The sequence below is a fragment of the Methylomonas rhizoryzae genome (assembly GCF_008632455.1).
GTDB classification, from domain to species: domain Bacteria; phylum Pseudomonadota; class Gammaproteobacteria; order Methylococcales; family Methylomonadaceae; genus Methylomonas; species Methylomonas rhizoryzae.
This window is the reverse complement of sequence record NZ_CP043929.1, coordinates 1,407,764-1,421,218: the sequence shown is the minus strand read 5'-3', so window position 1 is coordinate 1,421,218 and position 13,455 is coordinate 1,407,764. Positions and strand designations below refer to the sequence as shown.

Below are 13,455 nucleotides of genomic sequence, written 5' to 3'. Positions count from 1 at the left end.
CCGGAAAGATCGAACGGCGTTTAGGCGCATGAGCTCGCAGATATTCTTTGCAAGCTCGCCGGACGGACGCCGGCTGAAGGCGTGAGCTAAAATCCTAAGCTACAGGCTACGGTGAAAATTGCAATACCGCCGACTACAATAGATTAAAAAACGGCTCAATAAAATCGGATAGTTGATTCGAATGAATAATAAACTGCTTCGTTACGCACCCGTGCATACGGATGCAATTCGGCAAGGCCAAGGATAATCATGGCGGCCGGCAATAACAGCACACAAGCGCAGACCGGGGACACCGCAAGCGCGCCCGATTATTTAGTCGCAATCGGCGCATCGGCCGGCGGATTGGAGGCGTTACGGGAATTAGTCGAGTCTTTACCGGATAGTAAAAGTTTGTGTTATATCATTGCACAACACGTATCGCCGAATCATTCCAGCATCTTGCCCCATTTATTGTCGCCTTTGACTACGTTGGAAGTGCGGGAACTGAACGATAAACAACGCCCCGAACCGGGGTGCATCTTCATCACGCCGTCTAACAAAGACGTAGCGTTCAGCGCGGGCTTGTTACATATCACCGAACCGGAACGAGCGTCCGGCCCCAAACCTTCCATCAATCATTTATTTCATTCGCTGGCCGACGGCGCAGGCCAGCGGACGGTCGGCATCGTGTTGTCGGGCACCGGCACCGACGGCGCATCCGGGTTAAGGGCTATCAAGACCGCCGGCGGCGTGACCATGGTGCAGGAGCCGGACTCCGCCAAATACGACGCCATGCCGAAAGCCGCCATTCATACCGGCAGCATCGATTTGGTGTTGCGCCCGGCGCAAATGGGCACCGCGCTGCAGCGCCTGATCGCCAATCCGCAAGGCTTGAATCAAATTTTCGGCAACGACGACGAAGCCGACGAATTCCAACAAATCGGCACCTTGGTTAGAGTAAATACCGCGTTCCGGCTTAGCGATTACAAGATAGGCACGATCAAACGCCGGATCGCGCGGCGCATGGGGATACTAGGCATCGCGACGCTGGTGGAATACCTGGAATATTTGAAGTCGCATAAAACCGAAGCCCACGCCTTGGTCCGCGATACCTTCATCGGCGTCACGGCATTTTTTCGCGATTCGGAAACCTTTCCGGTACTGGGCCGGGCCATTGCGGAGATCGTCAGAAATCAAGCGGAACAAGGGGTAATACGCTGCTGGGTACCCGGTTGCGCTACCGGCGAGGAAGCCTACAGCATCGCCATGTTGTTCGAAGAAGCCCTACTCGAACAAAATCGTAACGATCTGCAATACGTGATTTTCGCCTCGGATTTGGACGACGAGGCCTTGGAACACGCCAGAACCGCCAGCTACCCCGCCTCCTCGCTAGACAACGTACCGGAAACGCTGCGCCTGCGTTACACGGAAACCGTGAACGGCTATTGCCGAATCTTAAAAAACATCCGCAACCGCTTGGTGTTCGCCCGGCAAAACTTGATCGAAGACCCGCCGTTTGCTCGCCTGGATTTGATCAGCTGCCGTAATTTATTGATTTATCTGAATCCGCCGGTGCAAAAACGGATTTTCGAGATATTTCATTACTCGCTGAATCGAGGCGGTTACTTGTTTTTAGGCAAATCCGAAAGCCCGGAAAGCTATAAACACTTGTTCGAGGACGTGGATAACCGGGCAAGACTGTATCTGCGCCAAGACAGCGTGGCCCGCTACAGTTTGCCGCTCAGCCAAGGCCTGAACAACGCGCGTAACAACCCACGCAACGCTACCCGAAACCCGGCCGTCGGAGCGGATTCGATCAACATCCGCACCTTGGAATGCTTGGCCGAACACTACGCACCACCGTCTTTGCTGATCAACGAATCGGACAACATCGTCTATTTTCACGGCAACCTAAAGCCGTTTTTATGTTTTCCTAAAGGCCCGGCCGACATGCATTTATTCGATTTGTTGGATAAATCGGTTCGCGCCGAACTTCGGGCATTGGTGTACCGCTGCCGACGCGAACTGCGCCCGATATCGGGCGGCTCCTGGCATTTTACCGTAGCCGGGCAAGCGCATACCGTCACGCCTATCGTGTCGCCGTTGGAGCCGGAACAAGGCCGGTATTTGCTGATTTCGTTTAAGGCCGTGCCGGTAGAAGCCGAACAAAGCCCGGAAGTCGACCCGGGCGACAGAGACCATAACATCATCAGCGAGCTGGAACAGGAGTTGTCCAACACTCGCGCCCATTTGAACATCATTGCCGAAGAGCTGGAAACCGCCAACGAGGAATTGCAATCTTTGAACGAAGAACTGCAGTCCGCCAACGAGGAGATGCAGTCCACCAACGAAGAATTGCAAACCTCTAACGAAGAATTGCAGTCCGCCAACGAAGAACTGTTAATGGTTAACGAAGAAATGTTGATCAAATCGGCGGAGCTGGAAGCGGTGGTCAACGATCTGACCAACGTCAAACAAAGCTTGGCGTTTCCTTTAATCGTGGTCGACAAACAATTGCGCATTACCCAAGCCAATTCGGCCTGCCGGCATATCGCGGCGTTCGATACCCCGCTGGAACGCAGCTCCCTAACGACTGTGCAATGGCAATTGGAAGTGCCGGGATTGGTCGAACAGGTGCGCCGGGTGGTGTCCGACGCCCAAAGTTACGAAGCGACGCTAAAAGGCACCGGCGCGGCGATGTTTCGCCTATTCGTGATGCCCTACCGTAAACCGGCGGGCGATGTCGATGGCGCCGTGCTGGTGTTCCAGGACATCACCCGGCAACACCATACCGAGGAAGCGTTAAGAGTTAGCAACGAGCGTTTCGAATTGGCCGTACGCGGCAGCAACGACGGCTTGTGGGATTGGGATATCGCCAATAACCGGATTTACTTCTCCCCACGCTATGCCGAGATACTGGGATACACGGACCGGGAATGGGAACCGTCTTTAGCGGTTTGGGAATCGCATTTGCATCCGGACGATTGCCAAGCCACGCTTGCCGCCTTGGAAGCGCACCTAAAACAAAGTCTGCCGTACCATAGAGAATATCGCTTGCGGCATAAATCCGGCCATTACATTTGGGTGCTGGCCCGCGGCCAAGCTATCCGCGACGATGCGGGGGCGCCCATCCGTATGTCCGGCTCGATCTCGGACATCAGCTTGCGTAAGCGAGTGGAATTGGCATTACGGGAAATCGACGCCCGTAACCGGGCGTTAATCGAAAACGCGCCGGATGCCGTTATCGTCATCGATGAACTCGGCAGCATAGAACTGTGCAATCCTGCTTGCGAAACCATTTTCGGCTACGCCCCCGACGAGCTGATCAACCGTAATATCAGTATTTTAATGGGTGGCGAAGACGGCAAAATGCACAACGAATACCTCGCGCACTATCTGCGCACCGGCAAGTCGCGGGTCATGGGAATGGGACGGGACGTCACCGCGTATTGCAAAGACGGCAAGGGCAAAGACGTACACATCAGCTTGGGCGAATTTCGTCTGGAAAACGGCCAGCATCGTTTCGTCGGTTTCATCCGCGATCTGTCCGAACGAGTCCGCGCCGAAAAGGCCCTGCGCGAAAGCGAGGAGAAATTTCATTTGGCCATGCATTTTGCGCCGACCGGTAAAGCCTTGATAGCCGAGGACGGCCGGTTTTTGGAAGTGAATCCGGCCTTGTGCACGATATTGGGATACGACAGCGAGGCCTTGTTGCGCCGCGACGAACAGTCGGTCACGCATCCGGACGATCTGGCCGATGGGCAACACCACCTGCAACGTCTGCAGCGCGGCGAAATCCCGACCTTTCAAATAGAAAAGCGCTACTTGCGCAAAGACGGCGGCGTGGTTTGGGCACAACTCAACGTCGCCCAGGTAGCCGACCCGCTTGGTACCCCGCTGTACAACATTGCCCAGATTCAAGACATCACCCAGCGCAAACAGGCGGATGACGAGTTGCGCTTGGCGGCTAGCGTATTTTCCAATACTCAGGACGGCATTGTGATTGCCTCCAGCGATTTTACCATTTTGAAAGTCAATCAGGCGTTCGAGCGTCTGTTGGGCTATGCCGAACGCGAGGCACTGGGCAAACCTATCGGCTTTGCGGCGACGGAACAATACCTGCAAGACTACTACCGGCCGGTCATTAAAGCCGTGCGCAAAACCGGCAGCTGGCAGGGCGAGGTGTGGTGCAAGCATCGGCAAGGCCGCGATTTGCCGGTATGGTTGAGCATCGCCGGGGTGCGCAATCAAGCCGGCGATATAGACCGCTACACAGCGGTGGTTTACGACATCAGCGATCAAAAAATGTCGCAAGAGCGCATCAACTATTTGGCGCATTACGATGCGATGACCGATTTGCCCAACCGCACCTTGTTCATGGACAGATTGGAGCACGCCTTGAACCAGGCCAGACGTCAAGCCCGTTCCCTGGCCCTGATGTTCATCGATCTGGACAACTTCAAACAGGTAAACGATACCTACGGTCATTCGGCCGGCAACGAACTGCTGCGCCAAGTTGCCGAGCGTCTGAAACGCACGGTGCGCGAAAGCGATACCTTAGCCCGCTTGAGCGGCGACGAATTCATGTTAATGGTGGAAGACGCCGAAAGATGGAGCGGCTTGGACGTAACCGGCCGCAAAATTTTGACCGCATTGGCGCAACCCGTGGAGCTGGCGGAAGGACGGGTATTCATTTCGGCCAGCATCGGCATTGCGGTGTTCCCGAACGACGGCGACGATATCGATACCTTGGTTAAGCACGCCGACTTAGCCATGTACCGTTCCAAAGAAGCCGGGCGCAACCAACTCCACTTCTTCACCCAAGACCTGTCGTTGAAAGTGCAGGAACGCATGATGCTGCACAATGATTTGCGCCATGCCTTGGAGCACGAACAATTCGAATTACATTATCAACCGGTCATCGACGTGACCAGCCGCCGTTGCGTGGGCGCCGAGGCATTGATTCGTTGGCAGCATCCCAGCAAAGGCTGGATTCCGCCCAGCAAATTCATCACGGTCGCCGAAGAGAACAGCTTGATACATTCATTGGGACAGTGGGTACTGCTGACCGCCTGCCGGCAGATGAAAACTTGGCTGGACGCCGGCATTCATTTGGATTTTTTGTCGGTTAACGTCTCCGGCAAGCAAATCGCCCAGGGCGATTTCGTCGGTATTGCGAGCCAAGTGCTACGGGATACCCAGTGTCCCGCCGACCGTATCGTATTGGAACTCACCGAAAGTTACATCATGCGGGAAAGCGAAGGCGCGATAGAGTTATTGACCCAATTGCGCGACTTCGGCTTCGGCATCGCCATCGACGATTTCGGCACCGGGTATTCGTCCTTGTCCTATCTGAAACGTTTGCCGGTGACCAAGCTGAAACTGGATCAATCCTTTGTCAACGACATTCCCAGCGACGGCAACGACGCCGCTATCGCCCGGGCCATCTTGAAGTTGGGCGAAACGTTGGGCTTACAAGTAGTCGCCGAAGGGGTGGAATCCGAAGCCCAGCACCACTTCCTGTTCGAAGAGGCTTGTTTGCTCGGCCAAGGCTTTTGGTACGCCCGGCCTATGCCGGCCAAAGATTTCAGCGACTTTTGGGATGCAATCGAACCACCCGGCCTTAACGGTTGACGAGACGCCAAACTTCAATCCGCCGTTTTTGAACGGAATAGTCTTTCATTTCATTAACTTGCCTGCTAGCTGCCCGCACGGCGCGGATAGCGTCCAGCCCCGGCCGCTCGTAGCATTGCCGCGCTGAATTGTCGAATCGGCCGGCCGATTCACTTTATAATGCCCGAGTTTTTTACCTTGAGGAGAGCTTATGTCTATTAAAAGAATGGTCGATCTGGATTTGTCCGGCAAGCGCGTATTGATACGGCAAGACTTGAACGTGCCGGTCAAAGACGGCAAAGTCAGCAGCGATCTGCGCATTCAAGCCAGCGTGCCCACGGTAGAGGCGGCATTGGCGGGCGGAGCGGCGGTCATTTTGATGTCGCATCTCGGCCGGCCCACCGAAGGCGAGTACGACGAAGCTTCCAGCTTGAAACCGGTCGCCGAGCGCTTTTCGCAACTGCTAGGCCAACCGGTCAAATTGGTAAAGGATTGGCTGGACGGCGTCGAGGTGAAACGCGGTGAAGTCGTGTTATGCGAAAACGTGCGTTTCAATAAAGGCGAAAAGAAAAACGACGCCGAGTTAGGCAAAAAAATGGCGGCGTTGTGCGACATTTTCGTAATGGACGCCTTCGGTACCGCGCACCGGGCGGAAGCTTCCACTTATGCGGTCGCGGAACACGCCGCCGTCGCTTGCGCCGGTCCGCTGTTGGCGGCGGAACTGGACGCATTGGGAAAAGCCCTGGAAACCCCGCAAAAGCCGCTGGTCGCCATAGTCGGCGGTTCCAAGGTCTCCACCAAATTGACGGTGCTGGAGTCGCTTTCTGCCAAAGTGGATCAACTGATCGTCGGCGGCGGTATCGCCAACACCTTTATCGCGGCGGCGGGTTATACCGTCGGCAAATCCCTGTACGAAGCAGACTTGCTTCCGGAAGCCAAACGTTTGATGGCGGCAGCCAAAGAACGCGGCGGCGAAATCCCGGTGCCGGTCGACGTCGTTTGCGCCAAGGAATTCTCGGAAAGCGCGGCAGCCACCGTTAAAAACGTAGCCGACGTGGCCGAGGACGACATGATCATGGACATCGGTCCGGAAACCGCCAAGCTGTACGCGGAAATCCTGGCTAAAGCCGGAACCATAGTCTGGAACGGCCCCGTCGGCGTATTCGAATTCGATCAATTCGGCGAAGGCACTAAAGCCATGTCGGTAGCGATTGCCGACAGCCCCGCATTCTCGATAGCCGGCGGGGGCGACACGTTAGCGGCAATCGACAAATACGGCATAGCCGAGCAAGTGTCCTACACCTCTACCGGCGGCGGCGCTTTCTTGGAATTTTTAGAAGGCAAGGAACTACCGGCCGTTGCCGTCTTGCTGGCTCGGGCACAATAAACCCGCCTTTTTCGGAGTGAAGGCTTACAGGGAAGTAGCCTTACGCTGTTAACAGCCGCATGCTAAACCGGCACGCCCGGAAACAATCAGTTGCCCCCGCGAAACCGTAGCGCCCGGGTCCTACAGCGGATGAGCCCCCTCCCTACCCTATCACCCGATGCCGAAATGTTGGACTGTGCGTGCCAAACCGGTCGAATTTATTCGGCCTGAAGCCGCCAACCGGTGGCCAATAAATTCGCACCTACGCTTGTTAAGGCGATTGCCACGAATAAGGATGCTCGAACGGCACTGAATCTTTGTTCAGTGATAAAGCTAGAAAAAACAGCTTGGTGACGCTCTGAGCACGGGACTAAGTGACTGTTTTAAAAGCCAAGCGCTTGTGCAGCGCAGCAACACTGGCTTTTCTGCGGGTAGAGGCCGTTTTTGGCGATATTACCTGCACGATTTTGACGGCTGGCGTTAAGATTGTCTTTACATTTACCGTGAATGGCTCCGCCCATGGGTTCCAATTTTCTGAAAGCGCATAAGCCTTTAATAGCAGCCTTGCTATTTTTTGCTTTTGCTTGCTTGCTGGCGGTCGGCCTGGGCGTGCAATTGCAAGCCCGGCAACAGGCGGAAAAGGTGCAAAAGTTTTCCCAAGTCGCCAACCGGGTGGCGACACAATTGCAAATGCGCATCGGCAGATACGAACTCGGTTTGCGCGGCGCTAGAGGCGCCGTGATAGCCGGCGGATACGAAAACATTCCGAGAGAGGTGTTCCGGCAATACATGGCTTCGCGCGACATCGCAAAAGAGTTTCCCGGTTCGCGCGGTTTCGGTTTCATCCGCCGGGTGCTGCCGGAGCAGGAAACCGAATTCGTCGCCGCAGCTCGACAAGACGGTATGCCGGACTTCAACATCTCGCAACTCACAGCGCATGCCGGCGAGCGCTTGGTCATTGTATTTATCGAGCCGGAATCCGACAATCGCGCGGCAATCGGCTTGGATATCGCCTCCGAACGCAATAGACGGGAGGCCGCGGTCGAGGCAATCGAACAGGGCGAAGCCGTCCTCACTCGGCCGATAACTCTGGTACAAGCCAGCGGCCAGCCTAGCCGGGGTTTTTTATTATCGTTAGCGGTTTACCGATCCGGGGCTACGCCCGGCAATCCGGCGCAACGCATGGCTTCGGCTATCGGCCTGGTCTATACCCCGCTATTGATAGACGAGGTGCTGGCGGAATTCGACTATCAAGACGGCGAGTTTGCACTAGCCATCGACGAGGCTGATCAGTATGGCAATTGGTCCCGGTTTTTCACCTATACCAATAATTCGGCGCCTATCGAAAACTTGGCCGTCACCGTGCCGTTATCGATCTACGGCCGTCACTGGCGCCTGGAAGTCAAACCCTTGCCTAAATTCGTCGAGGCGCTTAATCTTACCAATCCCAAACAAGTCATTGTCGCGCTGATAGGTTTGAGCGGCTTAATCGCGCTGCTGCTATACGGTTTTTTATTGAATAGACTGCGGCAACGCCAGGGTTTGTTTTATCAAGCGCATTTGGCGGTCATCGTAGAAAGCTCCAGAGATGCCATCATCAGCGTAAATTTGGACGGCATGGTCACCAGCTGGAATACGGCGGCGGAACAGATCTTCGGCTATCGGGCCGCACAAGCGGTTGGTTGGGACTTGGCCGGTTTGATCATTCCGGACGGCTATCTCCATCAAGAGCGGCAAACCAGAGCCAAAATTTTACGGGAAGAACCGGTCGCCGATTTCATCACGCTACGCCGCAAGCAAGACGGCGGCATGATCGATGCGGCAATTACCATGTTTCCGATCCGCTCCGTAAGCGGACGCACGGTGGGCATTGCGGAAATTATCCGGGACGTTACCCGGCAGAAAATGGCCGAAGCCCAAATTTTGGAATTCAACAACAACTTGGAACGGGAAGTACGACAACGCACCGCCGAGTTGGAAGCGGCCCGGCGTCATTTGCAAAACGTGTTGGATAGCGTACCGTCCGTCATCGGCTATTGGGACAGCCGCTTGCTGAACCGGGTAGCTAACCATGCGTATCAAGACTGGTTCGGAATCGACGCAAGTAAAATCTCCGGCATGCATATCCGCGAAGCTTTGGGGGAAAAGTTTTATCAATTAAACAAGTCTTACATTCAAAGCGCCCTGGAGGGAAAAACTCAGCAGTATGAACGGACCCTGCCTATTCCCGGTAGCTCTGCCATGCGTTATTGCCTGGTGCATTACGTGCCCGACAAAGTGGGTGGGCAAGTTAAGGGCTTTTATTCCATTTTGCACGACGTCAGCGAAATCGCGGAAAACCGGCGGCAACTGACGGAAGCCTTACAAGAAAACGAATTGTTGACGCGGGCCGTCAACGAACATTTGTTGTATTCGGTTACCGACAAGGATGGGCGTATACGGCAGATCAACGACAATTTTTGCAGCTTCAGCGGCTACAGTGCGGACGAATTGATTGGCCATAACCATAATCTGCTCAGTTCCGGCTTACATTCGCACGATTTCTGGAAACAGATGTGGGATACCGTTAAATCCGGCAGAGCGTGGCGTGCCGAGGTTTGCAACCGCGCCAAAGACGAGCGCTTGTACTGGGTGGATATCGTCATCGCTCCGGTCATGGGCGAACGCGGCGCTATCGACCGTTACATTTCCATGAGCATCGATATTACCTCTAAGAAAATGGCCGTCGCCGAATTGAACCGGGTCAACGAGGTTTTGGAAAACGTATTGCGGGCCGCAACCCGCGTGGCGATCATCGCCACCGATGCCGACGGCATCATCCAGTTGTTCAATTCCGGCGCCGAGAACATGCTGGGTTACAGTGCGCAAGAGACGATAGGAAAATACAGTCCGCTGGCGTTCCACGCCCCGGCCGAAATCGCGAATCGAGCCACCGAACTCAGCCGCGAGTATGGATGCAATATCGCCGGTTTCGATGTATTGGCCTATAAAGCAGCAAAAGAAGGGTCGGAACATCGCGAATGGACCTACCTAAACAAAGACGGTGTGCCCGTGCCGGTGACCTTGGTAGTGACGCCCATGCTCGACACGCAAGGCCGAATCAACGGCTACCTGGGTATCGCACAGAACGTCACCGAGCTCAAAAAGCAGCAAGCTACCATCCGCAGCATGTTGGAATCGTCCCCGGTTGCGGTCAGGGTTGCGGTCGACGGCGGGCGTAAAGTGGTATTCGCCAATCAACGGTTCGCAGATTTATTGCATGTCGAGCGCTCTCAGGTAACCGGGATAGACGTGCAAAAGTATTACGTCGACAAGCAAGTGTTTAACGAGCTTTTCCAACAATTGAGCGCCGGAACAGCCGTCATCGATCACATGGTGCAATTGCATAACCCCGACTTTCCGGAGAAAGGCGCCGTGTGGACCTTAGCCTCGTTCATGCCTATCGAGTATGAAGGACAACCTGCGGTGTTGGCTTGGTTTTACGACGTTACCGAGCTGCGCAATGCCAAAGTCGCCGCCGAGCAAGCCAACCAGGCTAAAAGCAGTTTCCTGGCGAACATGAGCCACGAAATCCGCACGCCGATGAACGCCGTTTTAGCCTTGGTCCAGCTACTGGAACAAGAGCGCTTATTGCCGTCTCAGCGGGAAATGGTGATACGGATACGCCAAGCCGGCAATTCGTTGCTGGCCATCATCAACGACATTCTGGATTTCTCTAAAATCGATGCCGGCGAATTGCGCATAGACGAACAAGCCTTCAATCTGGATGCCAAACTCCAGCATATAGACAACTTGATGAGTAGTTTGGCCGCCAACAAAAATGTGCTGTGGCAGGTCAACCGGCAAGCGGAGGTTCCGGTCGAGCTTATAGGCGATTGCTTGCGTTTGGAGCAAATTTTGATCAACTTTGTCGGCAATGCCATCAAATTTACCGAACGTGGCGAGGTTAGCCTGAGCGTCAGCGTGGTCGATCGAGCCGCCGATTGTGCCGTGCTGCGCTTCGAAGTGCGCGACACCGGCATCGGCATAGCGGAACACGATCTGCACGCCTTATTCAGCCCATTCACCCAAGCCGATGCCTCTTACACCCGTAAATTCGGCGGTACCGGATTAGGTTTATCCATCTGTAAACGTTTGGTCGAACTGATGAACGGCCGGATCGGCGTCAATAGCCGGTTGGGATTCGGCAGCTTGTTCTGGTTCGAAGTACCTTTCAAAGTCACGCTAGCGAAAATCGCATCGCTTCCCGACCTTTTGGCCGCAAAACCGGCCAAGAGTCTGGCAGGCAAGCGCATCTTGGTCGTGGACGACAGCGAAATGAACCTGGAAGTCGTTAAACGCATACTGCACAAGGAAAACGCGCACACGGTGTTTGCCAGCGACGGTTTACAAGCCGTCAATGCCTTAAAAGCCGAACCCGAAGGCTTCGACGCCGTACTGATGGATGTGCAAATGCCGATCATGGACGGCATCGCGGCTACCCGCGCCATTCGCAATGAGCTGAATCTGAAGAATTTACCGGTGCTGGCCTTTAGTGCCGGCGTCATGAGTCAGGAGCGCAAAGCGATTTTCGATGCCGGTGTCACCGATTTCATTCCCAAGCCGGTGGACATCAATCAACTTAAAGAAGCGCTACTGCACTGCATAGGCGAAACCGGGCCGGAATGCGTCGAAGCGCCGGTTCAGTCAGAAAACAAGGACTTTCCATCCATCGACGGGATAGATAAACAGCGCGCCGAATCGCAAATGGACGGCGACTTGGAGTTTTTCGCCACCCTACTCGGCGTGTTTATCGACAATCACCGTCACTTCGCCGAGCTGATCAAAATGGATATGGCCAACGGCGAGATTGAAGCCGCCGCCGCTAAATTGCACAAGCTACGCGGTGCAGCCGGAAGCGTCAGCGCCATGCAAGTGGTCGAACGGTCGAGCGCGGCGGAAAAGGCTTTACGCTCGGGCGCCCCCAACGCGGACGCTTTGCTGGACCAGTTTTACCGGCATTTCGAAGAACTGCTTAATGCGGCGAATGCCTGGCTAAAACGGCAAGCCGCAAGTTGACGCCTTCCTTCGCCATTCAAAACCCGGCGGCGAAGAGGCGAAAACTCATACTCCAGGCAGCGTTTTCATATTCCGGGCATACGGCCTTAACGCGCGGCAATTGGCGATAGAGGAGCGTCCCTAAACGAGTCCCCACGCCACGCGTGGGGACCGTAAGCCCAAGCGCTTTGCAGCGCAATCCTTATCGGCGGGGATGGGAAGACGGCCGGCAGCGCCCGCCGTGCAGGGCCTCGCCGGCGTTGACGGCAGCCTCGCGGGCGGCCACCCCGGTATCGGCGAAATCGGTAAACAAGCCGTCTACGCCCAAATCGAAGTAATAGGTCATTTCCGCTTGCGGATCGCTGAAGCCGTATCCGCTGGAATCGTTGCGGAAGGTCCAGGTATGCACTTTCAATCCCACGGCGTGCGCGTTTTCGATCACCCCGGTACTGCCTTCCACCCGCCGGTCGTTGATGGTCAACTTACCGTCACCGTTTCGGTCGACGCCGTCGTCCACGGTTTTCAGCAAATAGGGTTTCCACGGGCCTATCGCATCCGCATAGCGTTTGACGAAACGCAAGCCTTGCGGGCTGAGCAAATCGGCAAAGCTGCGGCTATCGCCGGCCACCACGAAATCGTAAGGCTGGCGATACGGCGCCACCAGCGACATCGAGCCGTCCGGATTGACGTCGTCGGCATCGATCAGCTGCACCAACGGAATCCGGGTCAATTTGCTCAAATACTGCAAATTGGAGACTTCGAAGGATTGAATATAAACCGGCGCACAAGCGCTGTTGCCATATTCCCGGTGCAGTTTGCGCAGTAGTTTGTTCTCGAACACATGTTGGCCGAACAAGCCGGCGTGAAAAGTCGAATGTTTGATTTCCGGATAAATACCGACGATACGTCCGGATTCCCGGCTTTTTTGCTTGGCCAGCGCAATCACTTCGTCCAGGGTGGGAATTTGGTACAAGCCGTCGTAGGCCGTGTTGGCCGGACGCAACTGCGGCAAGCGTTCCTTGGCGCGCAAGGTTTTGATTTCCGCCAAAGTAAAGTCCGAGGCGAACCAATCGTCGTAAGCCACGCCATCCACCATCCGGGTGGTTTTGCGCTCGGCAAACTCCGGATGATCGGCCACGTCGGTGGTGGAACCTATCATGGGCTCGTGGCGGGCAATCATCTCGCCGTCCTTGGTCAACACCAAATCGGGCTCGATAAAATCCACCCCCATCTCTATCGCCAGCGTATAGCCGGCTATCGTGTGTTCCGGCCGATACCCGGCCGCCCCGCGGTGGCCGATAACGACGGGTTGATGGCCATGGCTATGCCGTTCGTGCGCTTGTGCGGGAGTTTGCATGATCAGACTCGCTGCTATACCGGTCAATAACAGCGTGTTGGACAAATCGCATTTCATAACGTTTTCCTCAAGATTGAATTTTTTGCCGCTGCCCTTCCCCACC

4 protein-coding genes are annotated in these 13,455 nt (G+C 55.2%); 3 read left to right on the top strand and 1 reads right to left on the bottom strand.

Annotated elements, in window-relative coordinates:
• Positions 1–249 precede the first annotated feature (249 nt).
• The 3 genes from F1E05_RS06610 (at position 250) to F1E05_RS06600 (ending at position 12,016) form a co-directional block, all read left to right on the top strand.
• Positions 250–5,613: a PAS domain S-box protein gene (locus F1E05_RS06610; protein ID WP_150047540.1), complete on the top strand. Its 5,364-nt coding sequence runs from the start codon at positions 250–252 to the stop codon at positions 5,611–5,613.
• A 190-nt stretch (positions 5,614–5,803) separates the two neighbouring features.
• On the top strand, positions 5,804–6,979 hold the full coding sequence (locus tag F1E05_RS06605; protein ID WP_150047539.1) for a phosphoglycerate kinase: 1,176 nt from the start codon (positions 5,804–5,806) through the stop codon (positions 6,977–6,979).
• Positions 6,980–7,477: 498 nt separating this feature from the next.
• Positions 7,478–12,016 carry a PAS domain S-box protein gene (locus F1E05_RS06600; protein WP_190303267.1) on the top strand — a complete coding sequence of 1,513 codons (4,539 nt, stop codon included), beginning with the start codon at positions 7,478–7,480 and terminating at the stop codon, positions 12,014–12,016.
• Positions 12,017–12,197: 181 nt separating this feature from the next.
• On the opposite strand, the gene F1E05_RS06595 is transcribed toward F1E05_RS06600, so the two are convergent.
• A complete protein-coding gene (locus tag F1E05_RS06595; protein WP_150047537.1) occupies positions 12,198–13,409 on the bottom strand; it encodes a glycerophosphodiester phosphodiesterase in 1,212 nt (403 codons plus the stop codon).
• Positions 13,410–13,455: the final 46 nt, after the last annotated feature.

Bases quoted from the DNA above. Each gene is read 5' to 3' on its own strand.
- F1E05_RS06595 (WP_150047537.1), bottom strand. From the start codon at position 13,409: ATGAAATGCGATTTGTCCAACACGCTGTTATTGACCGGTATAGCAGCG.
- F1E05_RS06605 (WP_150047539.1), top strand. From the start codon at position 5,804: ATGTCTATTAAAAGAATGGTCGATCTGGATTTGTCCGGCAAGCGCGTA.
- F1E05_RS06610 (WP_150047540.1), top strand. From the start codon at position 250: ATGGCGGCCGGCAATAACAGCACACAAGCGCAGACCGGGGACACCGCA.
- F1E05_RS06600 (WP_190303267.1), top strand. From the start codon at position 7,478: ATGGGTTCCAATTTTCTGAAAGCGCATAAGCCTTTAATAGCAGCCTTG.